Raw genomic sequence first — 26,474 nt, 5'->3', positions numbered from 1 at the left:
GGCCCGAAACCGTGATCAGGCAACAGAACAGGAAACGAGCGTGAAGGGACTTGCAGCAGCCATTGCCGTTGTCGCCATACTGGCTGTCATCAGCCTGTTTATTGGCGTCAGCGATGTGTCGCTGAGCACGCTATTCGGCACCGAAAGCACTGACCGTGCCGCCGAAGTCATGCTTGTCAGCCGTATTCCACGCACCCTTGCAATCATTCTGGCGGGCATGTCCATGGCCGTCTCAGGCATGATCATGCAGATGCTGACACGCAACCGTTTCGTTGAACCATCGACGGCAGGCACAGTGGAATCAGCCAGTCTTGGCATCCTTCTGGTCATATTGTTCGCACCGGAAACGCCTGTAATCGGAAAAATGCTGGTCGCTTCTGTCACGGCGCTTGCCGGAACTGCTTTGTTCCTTCGCATTCTTCGCGCCATTCCGTTGCGATCCGTTCTTGTCGTGCCCTTGGTCGGCATCATGCTTGGTGGTGTTGTCAGCGCAATCACTACTTTCATTGCTTACCGCTTTGATCTTCTGCAATCGCTCAACTCCTGGACAACCGGCGATTTTTCCGGCGTTCTTCGCGGACGCTATGAACTCTTGTGGCTTGCGTTCTTCCTTACAGTCATCGCCTACATTTCCGCTGACCGCTTCACGGTCGCGGGACTGGGCGAGGATTTTACCACCAACCTTGGCCTAAATTATCGCCGTGTAGTCACACTTGGCCTTGTCATCGTTTCGATGGTCAGCGCATCAGTCGTCGTGACCGTTGGCATGATACCTTTCCTTGGCCTTATCGTCCCGAACGTCGTCAGCATGTTCATCGGCGACAATATGCGGCGGGCTGTACCGTGGGTTGCAATACTCGGCGCTGGACTTGTTCTTGCCTGCGATATTGTCGGGCGAGTAGTCCGCTTTCCTTACGAAATTCCAATCGGTACCATGATGGGAGTCGTGGGAAGCGTCATATTCCTCTATCTTCTGTTGCGGCGGGGATCACGCCTTGCTTAAGCGCCCTACCTTGATCCTCTCGCTCCTCTCTGTGATCACTCTGCTTGCAGTGGCAGCATTCATGACAGTCGGCGCAAAGGGAAGCTGGTCTTTCATCCTGTCCTTCCGCGGCACCAAGCTTGCAGCCATGGTACTGGTCGCATACTCGATTGCGGTTTCAACGGTGTTGTTCCAGACAGTCACGAACAACCGCATCCTAACCCCCTCGATCATGGGGTTCGACGCGCTTTATATTCTGATTCAGACATTGGTAGTCTTCTTCTTCGGCGCTGTTCAAATCGATTGGATCGGACCGAATATTCGCTTTCTGGCAGAAACCGCTATCATGGTGGTTTTCGCTGGTACACTCTATTACTGGCTCTTCTCCGGAGCAACGCGCAGCCTGCACCTCGTTATGCTTGTCGGCATTGTCTGCGGTGTCTTTTTCCGCAGCATTTCCAACCTGATGCAGCGGATGCTTGATCCAAATCTTTTCGCTGTTCTGCAAGACCGTTTCTTCGCCAGTTTCAACACCATCAATAGCGACATTCTGATTATGTCAGCCGTTATTGTCGCGGCTGTTTCGCTCTACGGTCTGCGCTTCGTCTATGTCTTTGACGTCCTGTCACTCGGCAGAGATCCGGCAATCAATCTGGGCGTCGATCATCGACGCATCGTGCGCAAAATCCTGTTCATGGTCACAGTGTTGGTTTCCGTTTCCACCGCGCTGGTTGGACCTATAACCTTTTTCGGTCTTCTGGTCGCCAATCTGGCTTACATGCTTGCCGGCTCGGCAAAACACCGGTTTATCCTGCCTATAGCCATCTTGCTTGCAATCCTTTGCATCGTTGGCGGACAGACCATTCTGGAACGGGTCTTCTCGTTCAATACCGCACTCAGTGTCATCATCGAGTTTCTGGGCGGCCTTGTCTTCATTATCCTTCTCGTCAGGGGGCACGCGCGTTGATAGAAATCAGCCAAGTCAGCAAATCCTACAACAGCACACTTGTCGTCGATGATGTGTCCCTGAAATTGCCTGCTTGCGGCATAACCTCGATCATCGGGCCGAATGGGGCAGGAAAATCGACGCTGCTCTCAATGGTGAGCCGTCTCCTGCCAATGGACAAGGGTCGTGTGACCGTAGACGGACTCGATGTTTCAACGACATCCGGTGATGTGTTGGCAAAACGCCTTTCGATCCTACGACAGGAAAATGCGATTAATTCCCGCCTGACCGTGCGCGACCTCGTAACCTTCGGTCGTTATCCCTATTCTAAAGGCCGCCCGAATAGTGAAGACCGCAATCATGTCGAGCAGGCCATCGGCTATCTCGGTCTTGAAGATCTAAGCGGACGCTTTCTGGATGAACTTTCGGGCGGACAGCGCCAGCGTGCATTCGTAGCAATGGTGCTATGCCAGGATACAGATTATGTGCTGCTGGACGAACCGCTCAACAACCTCGATATGAAGCATTCAGCTTCAATGATGAAGTTGTTGCGGCGAGCTGCAGACGAACTTGGAAAAACCGTTGTTCTGGTTCTGCACGACATCAATTTCGCATCGTGCTATTCCGACCACATAGTCGCCATGCGCCACGGCAAGGTTGTGCATCAAGGAAGCCCGGATGAACTTATTCATCCGGAAATCCTTGCAGACATTTACGAGATGGAGATTGCCGTCGAAATTATCGGCGACAAACGCATTGGCGTCTATTATCTTTAAGCAACCGCATCCGAGGGAAACAGCATTTGCAAGGCATCATAGGATGCCAGCACGGTTTCCATTTGCGCGGTATGTCCCTTGACGAAAGCATCGCCATAAACCGTCTCATCCGGATATTCGGTGATCAGCGTCAATGGCGCCGTATGGCGGTCATCCACGCCGACGAGGCACGGAAACCCATTTATGATGCGGAAACCCGTTTCGCCTGCATGCTGCTCGAACAGCCTGATCTGGGCATTGTTATAGGCAACCAAGCCATCAATCGCGGCCAGATGTTTCGTCACGCGGTCGATTAGTTCTTCTGCTGCCTTCTCCCAGGAGGCATGGTGGCGGATGATCAGGAAAAAGCCCTTCGGCAGCGTCCACATGGCAAAGGAACGCGGCACATAACCGGACAGCGGACGCGTCCATTCATGCGATGGATAACCATGCAGGTTGACGTGCAGTTTCGCATCCGTCAGCTTTTCAGCCTCGACACGAATGGCCTTTTCGTAAAGCCCCTCGCCGCTGCGATATTCAAGATCGTCACCCAGCGCCGTATAGCGCGCGGCGTGATGCATGTGGTGCGGCTGAAGTGCGCAAAGCCGCTTGTGTATCTCGTATCCGTCCGGATTCTCCTGCGGGGAGATCGTGAAATGCGCGCCTTCGCGCGCAGCAAGCCGGTTGGCCGCACGCAACGCCCCGACAACGCCCGTCGTTTCATTGGCGTGCTGTCCGGCGCTGATCATCATCGCGGCATCGCTGCCCTTGCGATAGGTCGCGCGCACCGTTCTGCCTGAACGGGTCTTTGCCTCGAACGGCTTGCCGCCCAGTCTGGTGATTTCGCGGCGGATCTGATCGGCGGAAAGCGGCGCTTGCGCCGTCTCCAGAACCTGTTCTGCCGTCAGCGCGTCATCGGTTGAAAGCGAGCGTGTCTCCACTTTGACCGACGGCTCGGCATCGCGAAAGCGGACTTCCGGCACGATCTGGCCCGGTTGCAAGCCACGATCGCCCACCGGGCGACCTGACTTCTTCTGAAAAACTTCGAGCAGCGAGAAGTAAATATCCTCGTGCATGGCTTCGGTGAGGCTCAGCGTTTCCTCATCGTAAGGCAGGCGGCGGTCGGTGATCGGCAGACTGAGCGCGATGTTCAGCTCATCGAAATAAGGTTCGCCACGCTTCCAGTCATGGGCGGCGATGGCCGCGACGGTGTCATGAAACAGCTTTTCATAGGATGTCTCATAGCGCGCGCTTTCAATCTTGCCGTGCTGCGTGACGGCCAGCCAGCCGGTCGGCGACACCAGCGTTTCGCCGATGAAATCCACATGCACGCGGTTCGGTGCGAAAACCCGGCGGCTCTCGCTATGGCCATCGGCAAAGACCAGATCGACTTCATAATGAAAATCGTCTTTGCCCGAAGCCGAGAAATCTATCTCCGTCTCCGGAAGAAGCGCTGATAAAGGATAGGTCTCAAGCAGAAACCTGTTCTGCACACAGGCGTCATGACGCGGATAACGGATCGCTACCGACTTCAGCGCAGAGCCATCAACTTCTTCCAGAAAGAAATGCAGGAGCGGCTTATAAGCCGAGCGCAGCCGCACCTCGACACCAGCCTCGCGCAACGTCGTTTCCGCGGCAAAGCGGCTCGGCTGGTCATCGAACAGCCATGCTTCCACCTTCGCGCCGCGCATTTCCGGTTTCAGGAAGCGTTCGACAAGCGCATGAACCGTACGCGGATAGGTTTTCTCAAAAAGCACGCTCATCGGGAAGTCCTGCCGGTTGGATCTAGGCTGTCGCGCAGCCAGTCGCCAAGAAGATTGAGACCAAGCACCGTGAACAGAATGGCGAGGCCCGGGAAAATGCTCACCCACCATGCAGTCTGGAGATAAGTGCGACCATCGGCCAGCATGCCGCCCCAGCTTGGAATGGTCGGATCAACACCAAGGCCGAGGAAGGTCAGGCTCGATTCCAGCAGGATATTATTGGCGACATTGAGCGTCATCAGCACGATGACCGGACCAAGCAGGTTCGGCAGCAGGTGCTGGAAGATGATGCGCCAATCCTTCACGCCGATGGCCCGGGCTGACAGGATGAACTCGCGCTCGCGCAACGACAACACCGAGCCGCGCACCAGTCGCGCATATTGCACGCATTGCGAGACGATCAGCAAAATGATGGTGTTGAAAAGCCCGCCACCCAGAATGGCCATCACAGTGATGGCAAGCAAAATGAAGGGCATGGCCAGCTGCACATCGACAAAGCGCATCAGCGCCATATCCCAGAAGCCGCGATAATAGCCAGCGACGAGACCCATGATGGTGCCGATAAGAACGGAGCCGATCACCGAGACAAAACCGACAAACAGCGAAATCTTGCCGCCGGTGATGACACGCGCCAGCACATCGCGGCCCAGCGGATCTGTGCCGAAAATATGGGCCTGATTGACAAATGGCGGTGTCAGGCGCGCCAGGAGATCGATCTTGTTGGCGCCGCCCGGAAACAGATAGCCGGAGAAAATCACCGCCAGACAAATGCAGCCGGTCAGCACGACGCCGACGATGAATTCGAGGCTCGCAAAACGCGAAAACAGAACGGATGAGGTCTTGGTTGCCATGGGTCCTACTCCGTGCGGATACGCGGATCGACAAGGCCATAAGCGATGTCCACGAGAAGATTGACGCCGATGATCAGCATGGAAAGGATCGCGATGGTGGCCTGCAGGACAGGATAATCGCGCCCGGCCACCGCGTCGAAGGCAAGTGTGCCCATGCCCGGCCAGTTGAACACGCGTTCCACCACGACGATACCACCGAGAAGACCGCCGAACTGAAGCCCGAGATAGGTGATCAACGGAATGGCGCAATTGCGCAGCGCATGCTTGTAGAGAACCTTGTTCTCGCTCAACCCCTTGGCGCGCGCCACCATAATATATTGCGATTGCAGCGTCTCCAGCATCGCCGTGCGCACAAGACGAACATTGGTTGCAGTCAGGATGACGCCCATGGTGAGCGCGGGCATGATGAAGCTTGCAATGCCGCTCATGCCGCTTGGCGGTAGCCATTGCAGCGAGATGCCGAACAGCAGCACCAGCATGGTCGCCAGCCAGAAGTTCGGAAAGGACAGGCCCACCAGCGAGCAGATGCGGATCAGCTGATCGGCCCATTTTCCACGCGACACCGCAGCCTTGATACCGAGTGGAACGGAAATCACGATAGAAACGAACAGCGAGGCGAAGGCCAGCATCAGCGTGGCGGGCAGAGCGCCAGCAACGAGCGTGGAAACCGGCGTTCCACCGAGGAAACTGCGCCCCAGATCCATCGTGAACAGTCCCTTCAGGAACTGCCAGTATTGAACGAAGAACGGCTGGTTGAGACCGAGGCCTTCACGGATGCGCGCAAGATCAGCTTCGGTAATGCTGCCCGCGCCTTGCGTCAGCATCAATGCCGGATCGCCTGTCAGGCGGACCGCGAAAGCGACAAGCAGCGTCATCGCGACAAGCACGAACAACGCCTGCAAAATTCGTTTGATCAGAAATCCGGCCACCAGTGCGCCTCCAAAATGCTGCAGCAAGCCGGATATGACCGGCTTGCCGTATTGTCATTCTTGCTTACTCGACAGTGACGTCCGTGAGACGCAGACGGCTGTCGGGAACCGGCACGAAGTTCTTCACGCGCTTGTTGACGCCGAAGATTGCCTTGAGATTGTAAAGCGGCATTTCGAGTGCACGGTCGGCAGCGTAAACCGCGATTTCCTGCAAGAGCTTTTCGCGCTCGCCGCGATCAATAACCGAGCGCTGCGCTTCCAGCATCTTGTCGAGCTTTTCGTCCTTGTCGTACGGGTTCCACTTCTCGCCGGAATGGTACATGGAATAGGCGGTGTTATCGTAGTCGAAGGTCCAGCCGCCCCAGGCCTGCTGGAACATCGCGCCGGTCTTGCCCTGCGGGATGATATCGTTCAGCAAAACATTGGTGTCATAAGGCTTGATGGTGGCACTGACGCCGACCATTTGCAGGAAGCTTGCGATAGCCTGCGCCACTTCATTGAAGCTTGCATCTTGACCGCGCACATCGATCTGCACGGTTGCGCCGGGCTTGACGCCCGCTTCTTCGAGCAGTTTCTTCGCGCCTTCCGGATCGTAAGGCAGCGGCTTCATGTTCGGATCGAAACCGAAGGACAGCGAGCCCTGGAAGCTTGCAATCGGTTCTGCCTGACCGGCCAGAATGGACTGGATGATCGCATCGCGGTCAACCGCCATGATCAGCGCCTTGCGAACGCGCTCGTCCTTGGTGATGCCATCAGCCGTGTTGAAGCGCAGGGCATAGACCGTCGGGCCTGCCGTCGTGACGAGTTCCAGCTTCGGATCGCCCTGAATGGTCGGGATCATGCCAATCGGAATGGTCGGCGGAATGACCAGATCGACGCGCCCGGCCTGAAGTTCGGCAACGGCGGTCGAAGGCTCGGTGATGAAGCGATATTCCAGTTCGGAAAGTTTCGGCGCACCGCCCCAATGATCAGCGAAAGCCTCAAGCTTGATGCTCACCTTCGGTTCATAGGACACGAATTTGAATGGCCCGGTACCGACCGGATGCGTGTTGAAATAATCGTCGCCTTTTTCCTGAATGTATTTTGGCGGAACGATCATGCCACCATAACCGGCCAGCTTGGTGATCAGAACCGGATCTGGCGCCTTCAGATGGAAATCGACGGTCTTGTCGTCTATAACTTCCACCTTCTCGATGGCGATATAGTTCGAACGCTGCGGGCCTTTCGCGCCCTCGTCACCGAGCAGGCGATCAAAGGTGAACTTGACGGCTTCGGCGTTGAACGGCTCGCCATTATGGAACTTGACGTTCTCGCGCAGATGGAAGCGGATGCGCTTGCCGTTATCCAGCTCTTCCCATGAGGTTGCCAGTGCCGGAACGATCTTGAGGTCCGGTCCGCGATAGACAAGACCATCGAAAATATTGGTGGCGACAGAAGCCCAGTTGACGAGGAAAGTGTCGATCGGGTCCCAGCTGCCCGGGTCCTGCGGCGACGAAATGGTCAGCTTTCCGGCAGCAAAGGCCGGAGCAGATGCAAACACAGCCGCCGAGAGGGCGGAAGCCATGAGAACGGCTTTAAGTGTCTTCCTTATCATTGTTTTCCCCTTTGGGTTTCTGTTGAACTTTATGCGTCAGACGGTTTCGGCCACGAAATGTCCGGCTGCGATCTCGCGATGACGATAGATCGGCGGCTTGTCATCAATCCGGCGCGTCGTGCTTGGAATTTCACCTTCCAGCGCAGGCCGGTTGGTGCGCGCCGACGGATCGGCAATCGGCACAGCCGAGAGAAGTCGCTTCGTATAGTCATGCGATGGTGTTTCGAAAACCTGTTGCCGCGAGCCGAGTTCCATGATCTGGCCGAGATAAAGAACAGCGACGCGGTGGCTCATCTTTTCGACCACCGCCATGTCGTGGCTGATGAAGAGATATGCGAGCCCCTGCTCTTTTTGCAGGTCCATGAACAGGTTGATAACCTGCGCCTGAATGGAAACATCAAGCGCCGACAGAGCTTCATCGGCAATGATGAGCTTCGGCTTGGAGGCAAGCGCACGCGCAATGCAGACGCGCTGGCGCTGACCGCCGGAAAATTCGTGCGGATAGCGCTTGGCATGTTCCGGGCCGAGACCAACCCGCTCCAGCAATTCTGCCACGCGCGCATTGATCGCCTTACTATTGTCGAGAAGGCCATGCGTGCGGATCGGTTCTGCAATGGAAAAGCCAACCGTCTTGCGCGGATCAAGCGATGCAAACGGGTCCTGGAAAATATACTGCACTTCGCGGCGCATGGCATATCGCTCGGCAGCGCTCATGGCCGAATAGGCCTTGCCGTTGAAGCGAATATCGCCGGAAAGCGGCGTCTGCAATTGCTGGATGGTGCGCCCTATGGTCGATTTTCCCGAACCGGATTCACCGACCAGCGCCAGCGTTTCACCCGGATAGATATTGAATGCGACCTTCGACACGGCGTTGCAGACATGCGTGACCTTCCCGAACAGGTTCTTCTTGATCGGAAAGCGTACATAAAGATCGTCTACGGAAAGCAACGGCTTGTCGCCATAACGCGCCGTGTCCTGAATGCGCTCCTCGCCCGTCAAAACAGGCATGCCGTCACGCATGGTCATGACCGGCATCCGTTTGGGAAAGACTTCGCCCGTCATGCTGCCAAGCTTCGGCACTGCCGATAGCAGCGTCTTGGTATAGGCATGTTCCGGCTTCGAGAAAATCTGCCCGACCGGGCCTTCCTCGACCTTCCTGCCCTTCCACATAACGACGACATCGTCGGCCATTTCCGCCACCACGCCCATATCGTGTGTGATGAAAATCACCGCCATTTCAAGCTCTTGCTGCAAATCTCTGATAATGTGCAGTATCTGGGCCTGAATGGTCACATCGAGTGCGGTGGTCGGCTCATCGGCAATCAGCAGTTTCGGGCGGCAGGCAAGCGCCATGGCGATCATGACGCGCTGGCGCATCCCGCCAGAAAGCTGGTGCGGATAGCGCTTCAGCAGTCCTTCCGCATCCGGCAGCCGCACCATTTCCAGAAGCCGCCTACCCTCGGCAAGCGCCGCCTGCTGGGTCATGCCCTCATGCAGCATCAGCACTTCAGATAGCTGGTTGCCGATGGTGAAAACGGGATTAAGCGACGTCATCGGCTCCTGGAAGATCATGGCGATCTCCTTGCCGCGAATACTCCGCATCGTCTTTTGATCGGCCTTGAGCAAATCGCGTTCGCCAAACAGAATGCGGCCAGACGGGAATTTCGCGCCGCTCATATCGGCAAGCCGCATGATGGAAAGCGACGTGATGGACTTGCCCGAACCGGACTCTCCGACCACGGCCAGCGTGCGACCCGGATGAACCGAGAAACTCAGATCGTCAACGACACGGCTCGCGCCAAATTCGACACTGAGGCCATCGACAGTCAGCAGAGGTTTTGAAACTGGTTCGCTCAACTCGGTTCCGCTCAAACTTTCAACCCTCTTAAAGTGTGATGGCAGACCGTGTGGCCTGATTGAATGCACCGGACATGAAGCGCAGAAGGGCAGCCACTTCGGAAAGCGTTTCTTCCGATGGGCGCGCATTGGCCGTAGAATCGACCAGAAGGCGCTCACGAATTTGCGCATAACGCGCGCAGGCATCGGCGCCCTTGGCGGTGATCTTCACCGTCTTTTCCTTTGCCGCCTTGCCGGTCGTCAGCAAGCCGGCATTTTCAAGCTTGCGGATGGCATAGGTGGCAATATGCGTGTCTTCAATGTCGAGAACGAGGCAGATATCGGCAAGCTTCTTCTCACGGTCGCGGTGGCGGATCGAATGGAGAATCAGCACTTCGATGGGGGAAAGCCCCGGCAAGCCCGCCGCGGCCATGCAGCGAACCATCCAGCGCGAAAATGCGTGCGATGCGAGAATGAGGCCATATTCAACCTCGGACATACCTGGCGAACCACCTTCGGCAAGATGCGCAGACGATACAATGGGACCTATTGAGGCAACCGGGCGCAGATGCTTGGGCAACGCGACTTCATCGAAGCTTGCTTCCCGGGTCTCGGAAGACACCGCTACAGTTTCTTCGCTGTCCCTGTTCTTCCCCATTCTTGCTGCTCCCTTATTTATGTGTATTTTATGTCACCATCTTATCGACATTTTGTCAATAAAGTGGGACTATGAAATCCTGAAAAGATTTCGAAATGCACCAGTAGTGCTGTGTAAGGGAGCCGACGATGAGCGGAACGGGACGCGGAGTATGGGACTTCTGGATCGACCGCGGCGGTACGTTTACGGACATCATCGGGCGAGATCCGCAGGGCCAGCTCCTTGCACGCAAGGTTCTCTCCGAAAATCCGTCTGCCTATAAGGATGCCGCCGTTCACGGCATTCGCCTGCATCTTGGCCTCAGGACCGGCGAAGCGGTTCCCGCCGGAATTATCGGCGAAGTTCGCATGGGAACGACGGTCGCGACCAATGCGCTTCTCGAGCGCAAGGGCGAGCGGCTGGCCCTTGTCACCACCAAGGGTTTTCGCGATGCGCTGAGCATTGGCTATCAGGAGCGCAAGAACATCTTTGCGACCGAGATCATCAAGCCGGAAGCGCTTTATGAAAAGGTCGTGGAACTGAACGAACGCGTTCAGGCAGACGGCACGGTTGAAACGGCGCTCGATCCCGCCGAGGCGGAAGCCGTACTGGCTGCACTGAAGGAACAGGGCTACAAATCCGTCGCCATCGCGCTCATGCATGCTTATAAGTTCCCTGCACATGAGGCTGAAATTGCTCGCATTGCGCGCAGTCTCGACTTTGAACAGGTCTCCGTCAGCCATGAAGTTTCGCCGCTGATCAAGCTGGTCGGGCGTGGCGACACCACCGTCGTCGATGCCTATCTGTCGCCGGTTCTTCGCCGCTATGTTGCGCAGGTCTCCAACGAGCTGGATGTCGAGCGCACCGGCGCGCGCGTCATGTTCATGATGTCGTCTGGCGGTCTCACCGCAGCCGATCTGTTTCAGGGCAAGGATGCAATCCTCTCCGGCCCGGCAGGCGGCGTCGTCGGCCTCGCCCGGACCGGCGAAACGGCTGGTTTCCCGAATGTCATCGGCTTTGACATGGGCGGCACCTCCACGGATGTCGCGCATTTCGACGGCGAATATGAACGCGCTTTTGAAACGGAAGTTGCCGGTGTGCGCGTGCGCGCGCCGATGATGCTGATCCACACCGTTGCCGCAGGTGGCGGTTCGATCCTGCATTACGATGCCGGGCGTTTCCGTGTCGGACCGGATTCGGCAGGCGCCAATCCCGGTCCGGCCTGCTATCGCAACGGTGGACCGCTCGCCGTCACCGATGCCAATGTCATGCTGGGCAAGCTGTTGCCGGAATTTTTCCCGGCAATCTTTGGCCCCAACCAGAACCAGCCGCTGGATGTGGAGCGGGTGCGTGAACGCTTCGCCGCGCTGGCAACTGAAATCGGCGATGGCCGTTCGCCGGAAGCCGTTGCCGATGGTTTCATCCGCATTGCGGTTGCCAATATGGTCGAGGCCATCAAGAAAATTTCCGTCCAGCGCGGCTATGATGTGACGCGCTATGCGCTCAACTGCTTTGGTGGCGCGGGCGGACAACATGCCTGTCTCGTGGCCGATGCGCTTGGCATGAAGAATATTCTTCTCCATCCCATGTCCGGCCTGCTGTCCGCCTATGGCATGGGCCTGGCCGATATTCGCGCCACGCGCCAAAAGGCGCTTGGCGTCGCGCTCGATTCAGCAGCGCCTTCAGCCTTGAAAGAACTCGGCGAAGAACTGGCGCAGGAATGCGTCGTTGAACTTCTGGCCCAGGGCATAGAGGCTAAAGCCGTGCAGCGTCATCTGCGCGCCCACATCCGCTATGCGGGCACCGACACGGTGCTCTCCATTGAAGCCGCCTTCCCGGCACAGGATAATGCCGACCGTCTTCGCGCCGAGTTCGAGGCCGCCCATAAGCGCCGTTTCGGCTTCATTGCGGAAAACAAGACTCTCGTTATCGACGCAGTGGAAGTTGAAGCCGTTGGCGGAGGTGCTGGCGAGACCGAAAGCGCCCAGTCGCTCGACAGCGATCTGGAAGCGGCAACCGCCAAACGGACCAGCTTCTTCTCGCAAGGCACGTTGCACGATGCGGGCGTCGTCTTGCGTGAGCAGATGCAGCGCGGCCAGACCGTCACCGGCCCGGCAATCATCATCGAGAAAAACCAGACCATCGTCATCGAAGATGGCTGGCAGGCTCGCCTGACCGCGCATGACCATGTGGTGCTGACGCGCATCAAGGCGCTGCCCGCCCGCACGGCCATCGGCACCGAAGCCGATCCGGTCATGCTGGAGATTTTCAACAATCTCTTCATGTCCATAGCCGAGCAGATGGGCGTGACGCTTCAAAACACCGCCTATTCGGTGAACATCAAGGAACGTCTCGACTTTTCCTGCGCAGTTTTCGACGCGGCAGGCAATCTCGTCGCCAATGCGCCGCATATGCCGGTGCATCTGGGTTCCATGGATGCATCCGTCGCCACCGCCATCCGCGAAAACAGCGACATCAAGCCGGGCGATGTGTTCCTCATCAACGCGCCTTATAATGGCGGCACGCATCTGCCCGATCTTACAGTATGCACGCCGGTTTTCGATGACGACCATCGCGAAATCCGCTTCTGGGTCGCTAGCCGTGGCCATCACGCGGATATTGGCGGCATCGCGCCGGGTTCCATGTCGCCGCTTGCGGTCAATATCGAGCAGGAAGGCGTCTATATCGACAATTTCAAGCTGGTTGATCGTGGCACCTTCCGCGAGGAAGCGCTCGCCGCTCTGCTGACGGGTGCGACCTACCCCGTCCGCAACCTGACGCAGAACGTCAACGACTTGAAGGCGCAGATCGCCGCCAACGAAAAGGGCGTCGCCGAGCTGAAAAAAATGATCGGTCTTTTCGGCGAGGATGTTGTGAAAGCCTATATGGGCCATGTTCAGGACAATGCCGCCGAAAGCGTGCGCCGTGTGCTCGACAAGCTGCCGGACGGCCATTTCACCTATGAGATGGATCAGGGCTGCCAAATTGAGGTGCGCGTCACGATCGACAAAGAAAAGCGCGAAGCGACGGTTGATTTCACCGGCACATCGGAACAACGTTCCGACAATTTCAACGCACCGGAACCCGTGACCCGCGCAGCTGTGCTTTATGTCTTCCGTGTGCTGGTCGAAGGCGACATTCCGATGAATGCGGGCTGCCTGCGCCCGATCAAGATCATCGTTCCGCAAGGTTCGATGCTTTCACCGCGCTATCCGGCAGCCGTGGTGGCGGGCAATGTCGAAGTCAGTCAGGCTGTCACCAACTGCCTGTTTGGCGCGACCAAGGCCATGGCCGCAGCGCAAGGCACTATGAATAATCTGACCTTCGGCAATGATGAATATCAGTATTACGAAACCATCTGTTCTGGTGCCCCCGCCGGTCCGGGTTTCAACGGTGCAGATGCCGTGCATACACATATGACCAATTCCCGCCTCACCGATCCGGAGATTCTGGAAACACGCTTCCCGGTGTTGCTGGAAGATTTCCACATTCGGCATGGATCGGGCGGCAAGGGCAAGTGGCACGCTGGCGACGGCACCAAGCGCACGATCCGTGCACTTAAGACGCTCGATTTCGCCATTCTCTCAGGACATCGCCGCGTAGCGCCCTTCGGCCTTGAAGGCGGCGAAGCCGGTCAAACCGGTCGCAATGAAGTACGGCGAAAGGACGGCTCCATCGAAGTGCTCGGCAACTGCGACCAGACCGTTCTGGAAGCAGGTGAAGCCTTCACCGTCATCACACCAACCGGTGGCGGTTACGGCAAACCCTAGTAGTTGGCCTGCCCACCGACACGCAAAGCGCCGCCAGCTGAAATTCTGGCGGCGCTTTGCGTTCAACCGGCATCGATTGGTTAAAGTCATCTCATAGTGACTCAGGGCGGGTGAATGCTTTCTCCACCCTTCCGATCCGGACTGAAAGGTGTTAGAATTATTCACTCAAATTATTCAAATAATTAGTAACCAATCCTAATAATTGCTGCGTAATGGTCGTTTTGGACGCATCTTTAGAATTAAATTTCTGCGATCAATAGAACCTCAACCAGTTCACGGATACCGAAAATGAAATTCGCTCAGATCATCGCTACCGCAGGCATCATTCAGGCAGCTCTTTTCACTGGTGCTATGGCCGGAGAAAATCTCGACGCCATAAAGTCGGCGGGCGTTTTAAAGATCGGCACTGAAGGCACCTACGCGCCGTTCACCTATCACGACAAGGACAACAAGCTCGTCGGCTTCGACGTGGAAATCGGTGAAGCCGTGGCTGCCAAGCTCGGCGTAAAGCCGGAATTCGTTGAAGGCAAATGGGACGGGCTCATCGCTGGGCTTGATTCCAAACGCTATGATGCCGTTATCAACCAGGTAGGCATTACCGAAGAGCGTCAGAAGAAGTTCAACTTCTCCAACCCCTATATCGTTTCCAAGGTCGTTCTGATCGTCAACGACAAGGACGATACGATCAAGGATTTTGCTGACCTTAAGGGCAAGAAGTCAGCACAGTCGCTCACCAGCAATTACGGCAAGCTCGCGAAGGAAGCTGGCGCTGAACTCGTAGCCACAGATGGTTTCGACCAGTCGATCCAGCTTGTTCTGACAGGCCGTGCGGATGCGACCCTTAATGACAGCCTGTCTTTCCTCGACTTCAAAAAGCACCAGCCTAAAGCTCCGGTCAAGGTTGTGGCCGAGAAAGAAAATGCCGACGCGTCGGGCATCATCGTCCGCAAGGGCGACGATGATCTCGTTACGGCGATCAACAAGGCTCTCGACGAAATTAAAGCCGACGGCACCTACGACAAAATTTCACAGAAGTATTTCGGTCAGGACGTTTCCAAGTAAGCGTTTTTCCTGGTTTACAAGACGAAGCCGGAAGCCACTTCCGGCTTCGTTTTATTGTGATTGTGAAAAACTATTCCCAAGACATGAATGTCAGACTGTATAAGATAAGGACGCGCAGGTTCATCAGCGCAAGTTCATTTCAGTCTGACTTTATGCATTATTGAGGAGCCGAAAACCGTGCCCGATTGGCTTCAACTGATGGTGGAATCCCTGCCGACTCTTTTGTGGGCTGGCTTGATTTTCACCATTCCCCTCACCCTTCTGTCCTTTGCATTCGGCCTGACATTAGGGCTACTGACCGCGCTCGTGCGCTTGTTCGCTCCGCTCTGGTTTTCATCTATTGCACGCTTCTATGTCTGGATATTTCGCGGCACCCCCCTGCTTGTGCAGTTGTTCGTAATCTTTTATGGCCTGCCAAGCGCCGGCATCTATCTCGATGCATTTCCAGCAGCCGTAATTGGTTTCTCTCTCAGCGTTGGTGCTTATAGTTCGGAGATTATCCGGGCTGTCATATCCGCCGTTCCGAAAGGTCAATGGGAAGCCGCATATTCAATTGGTATGAGCTGGCGTCAGGCACTTGCGCGCACCATTCTGCCACAGGCAACCCGCACCGCAGTACCACCGCTCTCCAATTCCTTCATTTCTTTGGTAAAGGATACGTCGCTTGCAGCCGCCATCACCGTGCCGGAGCTTTTCCAGTCCGCGCAACGTATCGTCGCGACCACTTACGAACCTCTCATCCTCTATATCGAAGCAGCCTTGATCTATCTCGTGATGAGTTCCGTACTCTCAGCGCTGCAAGTGCGCCTTGAAAAACGCTTCGGACGTTATGGCGGCACACTGGAGACAAACGCATGATCGAGCTGCAACATATCGTAAAGCGCTTTGACGACGCTGTGATCCTTAATGATATCAACGTTGCGATTGCCGAGGGCACAGTAACAGCACTAGTCGGTCCATCCGGCGGAGGCAAAAGCACGTTGCTCCGTTGCATAAACCTGCTGGAGATTCCGACGTCGGGCACTCTGGTTCTGGGTGGCCAGAGTCTCAGCTTCGAGCCTGACCGTAAGCCGAGCTGGCAGGCAATCCAATCAATCCGCCGCCAGACAGGCATGGTGTTTCAGAACTTCCAGCTCTTTCCTCACCAGACCGCGATCCAGAATGTGATGGAAGGCCTCGTTACGGTTCTGAAATGGCCGAAGGACAAGGCAAAAGAACGTGCGATGGAATTGCTCACAAAGGTAGGGATGGCGCATAAAGCGGATGCTTGGCCTTCAACGCTCTCTGGTGGCCAGCAACAGCGTATCGCGATTGCACGTGCATTGGCACCATCCCCGCGTGTTCTGTTATGCGATGAGCCCACCTCGGCCCTTGACCCCGAACTCGCCTCCGAAGTCGTTGATGTTCTGAGCAAACTTGCAAAGGAAGGCACCACCATGGTGATCGCGACACACGACCTGCGGCTCGCTTCCAAAATTGCAAAGAACGTCGTCTTTCTCGAGTCGGGCAACATCGTTGAAACGGGCTCCGCACACGAGGTTTTCACGCGGCCTACGCGTGAGCGCACAAAACAATTCGTTGCGACAATCAACGCAGCCCATACTTACGACATCTAACCTGCAGACATATCGTCTCCTTAAGGGCTTTCGCCACCAGCGAAAGCCCTCGGGCGCGCCGTTGGCTCAAATTTCATACGTGCATTCAAAATTTTCCGGCGGCTCTCGACAGCCTGCCCCTTGGTAAAACAGAAAACCACTGTTACATTATGCACAACGTAGAAATTGAAGCGCCTTGCTTGCGTCCTGACAGGTTCGCGCGGCGCCATAAGGACAAAAACCTTGAAGAACCCCGACGAGCGCACCGCCGAAATGGTGCATCAAGGGGCGTCCGGCGGACAATCGGGCAATTCGCAGGCCCGGAATCCGTCCGATAACGGCAAGCGCAGACCGCGCAAGAAAGCCGTTACAGATATCGGCAATGCCCGTAGTGCATCCGATTCAGGACGCTCAAAGCCACAGGACGAGACCGAAGGCACGAATTCGCAGAGCCAGCGTAAACGCGCACGTCGGCGTCGGCGCGGTAAGTCTGTGCCGGCTGTTGAAGCTTCTGCGCAAAAGCCCGAGGCTGCAGAAGCAGCAAACAACCAACAGCGATCTTCCGGAAAAATCTCGAATCGCCGCCGCCGCGCTCGTAAAAAGAAGCAGTCACGACAACAGGGTGCGCAGACGCCGCTGGTAGCTGAAGCTGCGTTGAAGTCTACGCATAATGTCGCGCGCGCGGAAAGCCAACATGCATCGACGCCGAACAAGCGTAAGGGCGGCAATGGCCAGATGCCCCGCGCTGCTAATGGCGCGCATCACGAAAAGGGCGACGCTCCACTTTATGCAGCTTTGGATCTTGGCACAAATAATTGCCGCCTGCTGGTTGCGTCGCCGACGCGGCCTGGCCAATTCCGCGTTGTAGATGCATTTTCACGCATCGTACGATTGGGAGAAGGCTTGAGTGCCACTGGCCAGCTTAGCGAAAATGCGATGGATCGTGCCGTTGAAGCACTGAAGGTTTGCCGTGACAAACTTGCAGGAAAGAAAATCAGACGTTCGCGACTGATAGCCACCGAAGCCTGCCGTTCGGCTTCGAATGGCGAAGCATTTTTGGCACGGGTTCTGGCGGAAACCGGACTTGAACTGGAGATCGTAGACCGGCAGACGGAAGCCCGGCTCGCTGTTTCAGGCTGCGGTACACTGGTTACCCGCGAAACGGATGCCGTCGTGTTGTTCGATATTGGTGGCGGCTCTTCTGAAATTGCGCTGATTGATGTTTCCCGTCGCCGTTCTCCTCGTCTGGCAGAGCATATCATGGCCTGGACGTCTCTTCCTGTCGGCGTCGTGACGCTGGCAGAACGTTTCGGCGGACGCAATGTCACGCAGGAAAGTTTCGATTCCATGGTTTCGCATGTGACCGATCTGCTTGCGCAATTTGCCGAGCGGCAGTGTCTCGGAAATCTGACTGCCAGTCCGCGTTTCCACCTGCTGGGTACATCTGGAACCGTAACCACGCTCGCTGGAATTCATCTCGGCCTCGACCGCTACGATCGGCGCCGGGTCGATGGCATGTGGATGGATGCCGACGATGTGACGCAAATGACCAACCGTCTTCTGTCGTGGGATTTTGACGCTCGTGTAGCGAACCCGTGTATTGGCGCAGATCGCGCCGATCTGGTATTGGCAGGCTGTGCTATTCTCGATGCGATACGCAAAGTATGGCCCAGCGAAAAACTACTTGTTGCCGATCGTGGTTTGCGTGAAGGCATTTTGACCGAACTGATGTCGCGCGACGGCGCATGGCGACACAATCGCGCGACAGGCGCTAGAAACAGGCACTGAAAATGAGCAAGGCAGGCGGAAACAAGGGTGGAGTAAAAACTGGTGGTCGCGGTGGCGCGGGCTCCAGCAATCTGCAGGTACGTGTGAAGAAAAAGGCAGGCACGATCAAGGAATCGTCACGCCGCTGGCTGCAGCGCCATTTGAACGACCCCTATGTGCACAAATCCAGGCAGGACGGATATCGTTCGCGCGCAGCCTACAAGCTCATTGAAATCAATGATCGTTATGATCTGCTCAAAAAGGGTCAAAAGATCATCGATCTCGGCGCTGCGCCTGGCGGCTGGTCGCAGATCGCGGCCAAGATTGTCGGTTCAACCGACGAGAATCCGAACGTCGTTGGCATCGACTACCTTCACGTCGACCCCCTGCCCGGCGTTGTCTTGCTGGAAATGGATTTTCTCGATGATGAGGCGCCACAAAAACTGATGGATGCGCTCGGTGACAAGCCCGATTTAGTCATTTCCGACATGGCTGCCCCGACGACTGGCCACCGCAGGACTGATCATCTGCGTACCGTGCATCTGTGTGAAGTCGCCGCTGATTTTGCCATTTCGGTTTTGAAGCCGGGCGGGCATTTTCTCACCAAGACATTCCAGGGTGGCACGGAAAATGAACTACTAGCTCTGCTGAAGCAGAAGTTCCGCTCTGTGCATCATGTCAAACCACCTGCATCACGCGCGGAATCGGTCGAGCTTTATCTACTCGCCCGCGATTTCAAAGGCTGAAGCTTATTTTCCGGCTGAGGTGCTCGCGGCTTCGATGGCTGCGGGCTCCTTACCGTGATGTTTCACGACTGTTGGCGCAGACAGTTCCTTGCCTGCATCAGGTGCGAGCTGCGCAAACCAGAGAAAAGCCAGAGCGGAAACGGCAGCGACCACAAAGAAGCCGATGTGGAAGTCCACCAATTCGAGATGGGCTCCGCGTAACGACGTACTGATTTCCAGAATACCACCTGCCAGTGCCACACCGATAGCAATGGAAACCTGCTGCGCCACTGCCGTGATGGGCGTCGCCTGACTGGTCTTTTCATCGGGGATTTCGGCGAAAGCAAGCGCATTGACACCAGTGAAAAACAACGAACGCGCAAAGCCCCCCACCAGCAAAAAGCCGATGATGATCCAGTAAGGTGTTGTCGGTGTGAACAGGCCGTTGACGGCAATGAAGCAGGCCGAAATCAAGGACCCTGCCATCAAGGCGCGCCGGAAACCAACGCGAACAAAGATACGCTTTGCACCGAATTTCATGCTGATCGCACCGATCGCCGAAACGAAAGTCATCATACCCGACTGAAACGGTGTGAGACCAAAGCCAAGCTGAAACATCAATGGCAGCAGGAATGGAATAGCCCCGATCCCGAACCGGAAAATGCTGCCGCCGATGACTGCGGAACGAAATACCTGATTATCGAAAAGTTTCAGGTTCAGCAGCGGATCATCGGTTCTCCTCGCATGCCGAAGATAGAGAACCGTGCAGACAATACCGATTGCAAGGGTTGTAAAACCCACCGCAGGCGGCAAGGCTGGCAGGCTGACGACCGACAATCCGAAGACAACGCCCGACATTGCGATCCCGGAAAGAAAGAAGCCCGTCCAATCAAGGCGCTTTACGATGCGCTCGTCTGTGTCCGGCAGAAACCGCGTTGCAAACCAGATACCGACGAAACCGATCGGTACATTAATCAGGAAAATCCAATGCCAAGTCAGAAAAGTCGTGATGAAACCACCGACTGGTGGACCTACCAGCGGCCCGACCATTGCTGGAATCGTAAGCCACGCCATGGCTGACACAAGTTCACTGCGCGGAGTCGAACGGATAAGTACGAGACGGCCAACCGGTGTCATCATCGCACCGCCCATACCCTGCAAAAACCGCGCAACGACGAAAGCAGTCAGTGAATTCGATGCAGCGCAGGCTACAGAACCAACCACGAATACCGCAATTGCAGCCCGGAAGACATTCTTGGCCCCGAAGCGATCGGCCATCCAGCCGCTGACGGGAATAAAAACTGCGAGCGCAACAAGGTAAGCAGTCAGCGCCAGCTTGAGCGCAATAGGGCTTGTACCGATGTCAGCAGCGATAGCAGGAAGCGACGTCGAGATGACGTTCGAATCCATTTGCTCCATGAATAGGGCTATGGCCAGTACGAGAGGAATGATGCGATTCACGGTAATATTCCGAAATGACGGATATTTAAGAGCTGACAATCCTATGTAGCGCCACACTGATTATTGCTAGTCAGAGCAGCGTCACATTGCGGTGAATATGCGATAAAATCAGTAATTTATCGCGGTTTTGGGCCTAACTGGCTCTCTGCCGACAAAAGTCACTGAATTTCTCACGCCAGATTTCAACCGTTCACATTTGCGTAAAACAGGGTTGCGCTTCCCGTAACAGCTTGTTACATTTCGTTACAGTTTCACGAGGCTTCGAACCGGGTGGGGGGCCGCTCCGGTTCAAGGAGGTAGGAAATGAACGATATTACAAGAACCGCCATCATCTACGGAATGATGATCATTTCACTGAACACTGCGCTTGCAGTCGGCCTTCTTGGGCTTGATTTCCTGCATTAAAGCGTGCCCCTAAACAAAGTTTTTTGCCCTCCAGGCAGACATGAAAAAGAGCGTTTCCAATAAAATGGAAGCGCTCTTTTCGTTTCATACAGTCTCCGCAGTGTTGGCAAAGATTGCACTATGTGCCTCACAGTCAGAGAATTCGACCCTGACTGTTCGGGTCAAAGAAGACCGACTTGTCCAGGTTGAAGGCCAACGTGGCCGGTTGTCCCGCAGCGATGCGGGCATCTGCGCGCAGTCGTGCCACAACGTGCTTGCCGCCCAATCGCGTAACAGCAAACGTATCCGAGCCTGCGGGCTCGACAACATCGATCAGGCAATCCCCTTCCACTATCGTATTTGCATTGCGATCAGCTCCATCCGGATCTGTGAGTGCTTCAGGGCGAATACCGAAGACAATATCCTGGCCTTCATAAGCGCCTAGTCCTTGGGGCGCCGCCTTCAATGGCAGCTTCAACGGTTCACCTTCACCACGTCCGAGATTGATGGCATAGCCCGAACCGTTCTTTTCGACCCGAGCAGTTAGTAGGTTCATTGCTGGCGATCCCATGAAGTCAGCAACGAACATATTGGACGGATTATTGTAGATTTCGGCTGGCGTTCCGAATTGCTGCAAGATTCCATCCTTGAGAACGGCGATCTTAGTTGCCAGCGTCATTGCTTCGATCTGATCATGCGTCACATAAACGATCGTAGTTTTCATCCGGCTGTGCAGCCGTTTAATCTCGGTGCGCATGTCGACACGCAGCTTGGCATCGAGGTTGGAAAGTGGTTCATCAAACAGGAATACCTGCGGATTACGCACCAGAGCACGCCCCATGGCCACACGCTGACGTTGGCCGCCTGAAAGCTGGCTTGGTTTGCGATCCAGCAGATGGCCGATCTGCAGGATATCGGCAACTTCCTGAATAGCCTTATCGCGCTCAGCCTTCGGAACCTTACGAATTTCCATGCCGAAAGCGATATTCCCGGCAACCGTCATATTCGGATAAAGCGCATAAGACTGGAAGACCATTGCAATATCGCGCTGGGATGGATGCAGGCCGGACACCGACTTGCCATTGATGGCTATGTCACCCGATGTGATCGGCTCAAGCCCGGCGATAGTATTCAACAATGTTGACTTGCCGCAGCCAGACGGGCCCACGAGAACGAGGAAACCGCCTTCATCAATCTCGATATTGATATCCTTCAAAACCGAAACATTGCCGTAGGATTTGTAGAGATCAGATATTTTCAGAAAAGACATTGCAACTTATCCCTTTACGGCACCGGACATCAGGCCACGTACGAAATAGCGACCGGAAACGATATAGACGATCAGCGTCGGCAGAGCTGCCAGGATGGCAGCTGCGAAATGGACATTGTATTCCTTAACGCCGGTGGAGGAGGAAACCAGATTGTTGAGTGCAACCGTCATCGGTGTGGAATTTGCACCCGAGAAGGAGGCACCAAACAGAAAGTCGTTCCAGATGTTCGTGAACTGCCAGATCACCGACACAACGATGATCGGTCCTGAAGACGGTAGCAAAATACGCCAGAATATCTGGAAGAAGCTCGCTCCGTCGATCTGCGCCGCCCGCACCAGTTCTGTCGGGAAGGCTTCATAATAGTTGCGGAAATAGAGCGTCGTGAAACCGATACCGTAAACCACATGCACGAGGATCAGTCCCCAAATCGTGCCCGCAATCCCCAGAAAACCAAGAACACGCGCCATCGGAATGAGTACGATCTGGAACGGAATGAAGCACGACAACAGCAATAAGCCGAAAAAGATGTTCGACCCGCGGAATTGCCATTTGGTTAGAACGTAACCGTTCAACGCGCCGACAATAGTCGAGATCGCAACGGCTGGAACCACCATCAGGATCGAGTTGATAAAGAACGGCTTCAGCCCGGTAGGCTGAACTCCGATCTGTGCGGTCGACCATGCAGATAACCATGGTTCGATGGTCCATTGCTGCGGGAAGTTCAACATCCCGCCCTGGCGGATTTCTTCAAGGGGTTTGAAGGAGTTGACCAGCATCACATAAAGCGGCAGCAGATAATAGAATGCGAAGAGCATTAGCGCAGTGTAGATCAGCGCTCGCGTCAGCTTTCCGCTGTTGATGGCATTGTCTTGCGACTGGGCGCTCATGACCGCAACCCTCCGCGAATTTCAGAATACAGATAAGGAATGATAATCGAGAAGATCATCGCCAGCATAATAATCGCCGACGATGCACCGATGCCCATCTGGTTCCGTGTGAACGTATAGGAATACATGAAAGTGGCAGGTAATTCGGTGGCCTGCCCCGGACCGCCACCGGTCAGCGCAATAACAAGATCGTATGCCTTGATTGCCAGATGAGCGAGAACCACGAAAGCTGACAGGAAAACCGGACGCATCAACGGGATAATGATGCGGCGATAGATCGTACCGGATGATGCTCCGTCAATCTGCGCCGCTTTGATGATTTCATTATCCACGCCGCGCAATCCTGCTAGGAACATCGCCATCACAAATCCGGAGGATTGCCACACAGCAGCAATCACCAGACAGTAGATTGCCATTGTATTGCTCTTGATCCAGTTGAAGGAGAAACTCTCCCAACCCCATAAATGCATTGTGTTTTCCAGACCGATACCTGGATCGAGAAACCACTTCCATGCCGTTCCAGTGACGATGAAAGATAACGCCATCGGATAAAGATAGATCGGACGTAGAACGCCTTCACCGCGGATCTTCTGGTCAAGAAGGATCGCAAGGAACAGCCCGATAACCGAACAGATAATGATGTAGAGCGATGCAAAGATCGCCAGATTGGTGATCGCACGCCACCAATGAGGCAAGGCCCACAACTTGGTGTAATTCGTAAGTCCGACGAAGCCATATGACGGCAGCATTCGGCTATTGGTTAGCGAAAGAACGCCCGTATAGATGATAAAACCATAGACAAACACGAGCACTATCAGAAAGCTCGGCCCCAGAACCAGCTTTGGCACCAGTTCTTGTAATCGGTTGTTACGCTGCATCTCTGCGTCACCTTGTTTACGCCACCCAGACATACGCCAAACATCAGGCGCACGTTCCGGACATCTGTTTGATCGGCATTCCAGCGCTTCTGCATTATGCGCGACCGAATGCACCCAATAAATTCAGTCTGCCGCAATTTCCGATGGAAACATGCAGGCCTTCATCATGCAATTGTTGTTTTGATTTCTGGCCACTGATGCCAGTACTTTCAGATGCTCTACCAATATCCAAAGCACCTGAGATAGAAGGCGTCCGGAAAGGACCGGACGCCTCTTTGCTGTTATTTCGCACCTTCAACAGCCGACACGAGTTCTTTTACAGCATCTTCCGAGGAAAGCTGACCGTTGAACTGGCGTGTTACGACGTCATAGATCGCATTCTTCACCGCAGCAGGGTTAGCGTAACCATGCGCCATGGAGCCCAGCATCGTGCCTTTTTCACTCGCTTCCTTTTCGTCAGCGATAGCCTTCTTGCCGCAAGCATCGAAGTCGGTATCAGGCACATCGGTACGAGCCGGAGCGGAGCCCTTCACTACGTTGAATGCCGACTGGAAAGTCGGACTTTCAATCGCCGATGCCATTTCAAGCTGTGCAGGAACCTTGTCTTCCGAGACTTTGAACATGGCAAACATATCGGAGTTGAATGTGATAGCGCCCTGGGTGCCCGGATAGCGCATGCAAACGAAGTCTTCGCCCGGCTTTTTGCCAGCCTTGACAAACTCACCCTTCGCCCAGTCGCCCATGAACTGAAGGCCGGCTTTGCCTTCAATGACCATAGCTGAAGCCAGGTTCCAGTCGCGACCCGAGAAGTTATCGTCAACATAGGAACGCAGCTTCGTCATACGATCGAAAGCCTGCTTCATCGTATCGCTGCCGAGCGTTTCTGGATCCAGATCGATGAAGGCCTTCTTGTAGAAATCTGTACCGAAAGAAAGCACTACAGCATCAAATATCGTTGCGTCCTGCCATGGCTGGCCGCCATGAGCGATCGGAGTGATGCCCTGTTCCTTGAACTTATCGAGGAGAGCGATCAGTTCATCCCAGTTGGTAGGCTCCTTGCCGCCAGCCTTGTCGAGCGCTGCCTTGTTGATCCACATCCAGTTGGTGGAGTGAACATTGACAGGAGCAGCGATCCAGTGGCCGTCATACTTGGCAAACTCCTGCAGAGGAGCCGGGATGACCTTTTCCCAACCTTCCTTGTTTGCGATCTCATCAAGATTACCAAGAGCACCCTGCTCTGCCCAATCGCGGATGTCGAAGCCGAGCATCTGCACTGCCGTCGGAGCATTGCCAGCTGTGACGCGCGCGCGCAGTACTGTCATGGCTTCCGTACCACCGCCACCGGCAACCGGCATATCGGTCCAGCTAATGCCCTTCTTTTCGAGATCCTTCTTGAGAACGTCGAGCGCGGCGGCTTCACCGCCAGCAGTCCACCAATGCAGAACTTCAACGTTCTGCTTGTCCTGCGCACTGGCAACAGGGGCCGTTCCGGCGAGCAAAGCACAGGCCGCTGTACCCATCGCGGCGAGCTTCAAAAGTTTATGCATGTCTACCTCCCGTAGAAACAAACGAAACTAAGACTATCGGATATCTGGCTAAGCCTTTGCTTCAGCGCAGTAATCCGTCTCGTCATTCCCATCCGCGCCTCTTCGGCACAGACTCGAAACCAGCTGCACCACACAACCAGTTTCTCCTACTCACTGCCGCAATACGATGCGAAAGCTTCCGCTTTCACCTGTGCCCGGCCATCCCTCACGACGCTTTTCCTGCAATCCTCCATCCCACTCATACGCCGCTTAAGCCCAATTGACAACGTTGTCTTTTAAGGACGCTAAATATCCGCAAGACAAGATGTGAACATAGGATAGGCCCAAACCCTGCCAGGGTGTCAATATCTTCCGATAGATAAAACACGTAAAATTCAATCGATTAAAACTTCAGGTAGAGCCGGCGCCCTGAAAAACGCTTAGAAATTAAAGCATTACCACCTCAAGGGCAGCGTTTTACATGGTGCCTCCCATCAAACCAGCACTCTAAAATCCCCCTCATCGACCTGAAATGTCGGGAGTATAAAATTTCCCTTATTTTACTGGACAAGCCCGCGACGAAACCCTAATTTCACGCCGCTCGCACAATGGTGTGCGGGCTTGTTCTCGGGGCGGGGTGAAACTCCCCACCGGCGGTATGAAGCGAAAGTTTCGAGCCCGCGAGCGCCTGAAAGATGCCGATTCGGCTTCCGTTCAGGGTCAGCAGATCCGGTGAGATGCCGGAGCCGACGGTTAAAGTCCGGATGGAAGAGAGCGAATGAGCGTTAGGATTGCGCCCTTGGGCACAATCAATGCGTTCTTTTGTGCGCCCTGATTCTAGTTTCGTGTGGAACC

At 55.3% G+C, this 26,474-nt stretch carries 20 protein-coding genes and 1 riboswitch; of the genes, 9 read left to right on the top strand and 11 right to left on the bottom strand.

From position 1 onward, the window contains the following. The first annotated feature begins 40 nt into the window (after positions 1-40). From ABDF71_RS23645 to ABDF71_RS23635, 3 genes are read left to right on the top strand one after another with little or no spacing between them, the layout of a single operon-like run. Complete coding sequence (locus ABDF71_RS23645; protein WP_258124211.1) at positions 41-1,003, top strand: ABC transporter permease; 963 nt, start codon at positions 41-43, stop codon at positions 1,001-1,003. After that, on the top strand, positions 996-1,949 hold the full coding sequence (locus tag ABDF71_RS23640) for an iron chelate uptake ABC transporter family permease subunit (protein WP_010658985.1): 954 nt from the start codon (positions 996-998) through the stop codon (positions 1,947-1,949). The genes ABDF71_RS23645 and ABDF71_RS23640 overlap by 8 nt, the downstream gene beginning before the upstream one ends. Further along, complete coding sequence (locus tag ABDF71_RS23635) at positions 1,946-2,704, top strand: iron ABC transporter ATP-binding protein (protein WP_029927159.1); 759 nt, start codon at positions 1,946-1,948, stop codon at positions 2,702-2,704. Before ABDF71_RS23640 ends, ABDF71_RS23635 begins: the two co-directional genes overlap by 4 nt. Here the strand turns inward: ABDF71_RS23635 and ABDF71_RS23630 are convergent. The 6 genes from ABDF71_RS23630 to ABDF71_RS23605 all read right to left on the bottom strand — a co-directional run bounded on the left by ABDF71_RS23630 (position 2,701) and on the right by ABDF71_RS23605 (position 10,314). Next, positions 2,701-4,446: a M14 family metallopeptidase gene (locus tag ABDF71_RS23630; RefSeq protein WP_043062861.1), complete on the bottom strand. Its 1,746-nt coding sequence runs from the start codon at positions 4,444-4,446 to the stop codon at positions 2,701-2,703. The two genes, ABDF71_RS23635 and ABDF71_RS23630, sit on opposite strands and share 4 nt — an antisense overlap. Beyond that, complete coding sequence (locus ABDF71_RS23625; protein WP_029927154.1) at positions 4,443-5,297, bottom strand: ABC transporter permease; 855 nt, start codon at positions 5,295-5,297, stop codon at positions 4,443-4,445. The genes ABDF71_RS23630 and ABDF71_RS23625 overlap by 4 nt, the downstream gene beginning before the upstream one ends. A 5-nt stretch (positions 5,298-5,302) precedes the next feature. Next, complete coding sequence (locus tag ABDF71_RS23620; RefSeq protein WP_036587650.1) at positions 5,303-6,226, bottom strand: ABC transporter permease; 924 nt, start codon at positions 6,224-6,226, stop codon at positions 5,303-5,305. A 64-nt stretch (positions 6,227-6,290) separates the two neighbouring features. Beyond that, positions 6,291-7,820, bottom strand: a complete 1,530-nt coding sequence (locus tag ABDF71_RS23615; protein WP_151663105.1) for an ABC transporter substrate-binding protein — start codon at positions 7,818-7,820, stop codon at positions 6,291-6,293. Positions 7,821-7,856: 36 nt separating this feature from the next. Further along, positions 7,857-9,692: an ABC transporter ATP-binding protein gene (locus ABDF71_RS23610; protein ID WP_258124203.1), complete on the bottom strand. Its 1,836-nt coding sequence runs from the start codon at positions 9,690-9,692 to the stop codon at positions 7,857-7,859. Positions 9,693-9,705: 13 nt separating this feature from the next. Continuing rightward, positions 9,706-10,314, bottom strand: coding sequence for a winged helix DNA-binding protein (locus ABDF71_RS23605; RefSeq protein ID WP_029927145.1), 609 nt, complete (start codon positions 10,312-10,314; stop codon positions 9,706-9,708). Between the two features lie 128 nt (positions 10,315-10,442). Here ABDF71_RS23605 and ABDF71_RS23600 point away from each other — a divergent pair, with 128 nt between their 5' ends. From ABDF71_RS23600 to ABDF71_RS23575, 6 genes are all read left to right on the top strand, one after another. After that, positions 10,443-14,063, top strand: coding sequence for a hydantoinase B/oxoprolinase family protein (locus ABDF71_RS23600; RefSeq protein ID WP_151663107.1), 3,621 nt, complete (start codon positions 10,443-10,445; stop codon positions 14,061-14,063). Between the two features lie 288 nt (positions 14,064-14,351). Beyond that, positions 14,352-15,125 carry an amino acid ABC transporter substrate-binding protein gene (locus ABDF71_RS23595; protein ID WP_010658994.1) on the top strand — a complete coding sequence of 258 codons (774 nt, stop codon included), beginning with the start codon at positions 14,352-14,354 and terminating at the stop codon, positions 15,123-15,125. Between the two features lie 177 nt (positions 15,126-15,302). Further along, positions 15,303-15,983, top strand: a complete 681-nt coding sequence (locus tag ABDF71_RS23590) for an ABC transporter permease subunit (protein ID WP_029927140.1) — start codon at positions 15,303-15,305, stop codon at positions 15,981-15,983. Beyond that, positions 15,980-16,741, top strand: a complete 762-nt coding sequence (locus tag ABDF71_RS23585) for an amino acid ABC transporter ATP-binding protein (RefSeq protein ID WP_012093173.1) — start codon at positions 15,980-15,982, stop codon at positions 16,739-16,741. The genes ABDF71_RS23590 and ABDF71_RS23585 overlap by 4 nt, the downstream gene beginning before the upstream one ends. Positions 16,742-16,963: 222 nt before the next feature. Next, a complete protein-coding gene (locus ABDF71_RS23580; RefSeq protein ID WP_151663108.1) occupies positions 16,964-18,508 on the top strand; it encodes a Ppx/GppA phosphatase family protein in 1,545 nt (514 codons plus the stop codon). A gap of 2 nt (positions 18,509-18,510) precedes the next feature. Continuing rightward, on the top strand, positions 18,511-19,233 hold the full coding sequence (locus ABDF71_RS23575; RefSeq protein ID WP_010658998.1) for an RlmE family RNA methyltransferase: 723 nt from the start codon (positions 18,511-18,513) through the stop codon (positions 19,231-19,233). A 3-nt stretch (positions 19,234-19,236) separates the two neighbouring features. Here ABDF71_RS23575 and ABDF71_RS23570 read toward each other — a convergent pair whose 3' ends face one another. The 5 genes from ABDF71_RS23570 to ABDF71_RS23550 form a co-directional block, all read right to left on the bottom strand. Further along, entirely contained in the window at positions 19,237-20,673 is a 1,437-nt protein-coding gene (locus ABDF71_RS23570; RefSeq protein WP_151663109.1) for a DHA2 family efflux MFS transporter permease subunit, read from the bottom strand. A gap of 538 nt (positions 20,674-21,211) precedes the next feature. Continuing rightward, a complete protein-coding gene (locus ABDF71_RS23565; RefSeq protein ID WP_036587395.1) occupies positions 21,212-22,327 on the bottom strand; it encodes an ABC transporter ATP-binding protein in 1,116 nt (371 codons plus the stop codon). Positions 22,328-22,333: 6 nt separating this feature from the next. Beyond that, complete coding sequence (locus tag ABDF71_RS23560; protein WP_043062865.1) at positions 22,334-23,215, bottom strand: carbohydrate ABC transporter permease; 882 nt, start codon at positions 23,213-23,215, stop codon at positions 22,334-22,336. After that, a complete protein-coding gene (locus ABDF71_RS23555; RefSeq protein ID WP_258124190.1) occupies positions 23,212-24,093 on the bottom strand; it encodes a carbohydrate ABC transporter permease in 882 nt (293 codons plus the stop codon). The genes ABDF71_RS23560 and ABDF71_RS23555 overlap by 4 nt, the downstream gene beginning before the upstream one ends. A 281-nt stretch (positions 24,094-24,374) precedes the next feature. Next, the gene (locus ABDF71_RS23550) at positions 24,375-25,640 is read right to left on the bottom strand and encodes an ABC transporter substrate-binding protein (protein ID WP_043062866.1); all 1,266 of its coding nucleotides are present in this window, start codon (positions 25,638-25,640) and stop codon (positions 24,375-24,377) included. Positions 25,641-26,238: 598 nt separating this feature from the next. Continuing rightward, a riboswitch (FMN riboswitch) is annotated at positions 26,239-26,399 on the top strand. Positions 26,400-26,474 lie beyond the last annotated feature (75 nt).

This window comes from Ochrobactrum sp. WV_118_8 (genome assembly GCF_039631535.1).
Classification (GTDB): domain Bacteria; phylum Pseudomonadota; class Alphaproteobacteria; order Rhizobiales; family Rhizobiaceae; genus Brucella; species Brucella anthropi.
This window is presented reverse-complemented; position numbering and strand designations above follow the sequence as displayed.

What these genes read in the sequence shown, in the direction of transcription:
- ABDF71_RS23565 (WP_036587395.1), bottom strand. Translation starts at nt 22,327, where the DNA reads ATGTCTTTTCTGAAAATATCTGATCTCTACAAATCCTACGGCAATGTT.
- ABDF71_RS23595 (WP_010658994.1), top strand. Translation starts at nt 14,352, where the DNA reads ATGAAATTCGCTCAGATCATCGCTACCGCAGGCATCATTCAGGCAGCT.
- ABDF71_RS23550 (WP_043062866.1), bottom strand. Translation starts at nt 25,640, where the DNA reads ATGCATAAACTTTTGAAGCTCGCCGCGATGGGTACAGCGGCCTGTGCT.
- ABDF71_RS23575 (WP_010658998.1), top strand. Translation starts at nt 18,511, where the DNA reads ATGAGCAAGGCAGGCGGAAACAAGGGTGGAGTAAAAACTGGTGGTCGC.
- ABDF71_RS23585 (WP_012093173.1), top strand. Translation starts at nt 15,980, where the DNA reads ATGATCGAGCTGCAACATATCGTAAAGCGCTTTGACGACGCTGTGATC.
- ABDF71_RS23625 (WP_029927154.1), bottom strand. Translation starts at nt 5,297, where the DNA reads ATGGCAACCAAGACCTCATCCGTTCTGTTTTCGCGTTTTGCGAGCCTC.
- ABDF71_RS23605 (WP_029927145.1), bottom strand. Translation starts at nt 10,314, where the DNA reads ATGGGGAAGAACAGGGACAGCGAAGAAACTGTAGCGGTGTCTTCCGAG.
- ABDF71_RS23560 (WP_043062865.1), bottom strand. Translation starts at nt 23,215, where the DNA reads ATGAGCGCCCAGTCGCAAGACAATGCCATCAACAGCGGAAAGCTGACG.
- ABDF71_RS23615 (WP_151663105.1), bottom strand. Translation starts at nt 7,820, where the DNA reads ATGATAAGGAAGACACTTAAAGCCGTTCTCATGGCTTCCGCCCTCTCG.
- ABDF71_RS23600 (WP_151663107.1), top strand. Translation starts at nt 10,443, where the DNA reads ATGAGCGGAACGGGACGCGGAGTATGGGACTTCTGGATCGACCGCGGC.
- ABDF71_RS23630 (WP_043062861.1), bottom strand. Translation starts at nt 4,446, where the DNA reads ATGAGCGTGCTTTTTGAGAAAACCTATCCGCGTACGGTTCATGCGCTT.
- ABDF71_RS23555 (WP_258124190.1), bottom strand. Translation starts at nt 24,093, where the DNA reads ATGCAGCGTAACAACCGATTACAAGAACTGGTGCCAAAGCTGGTTCTG.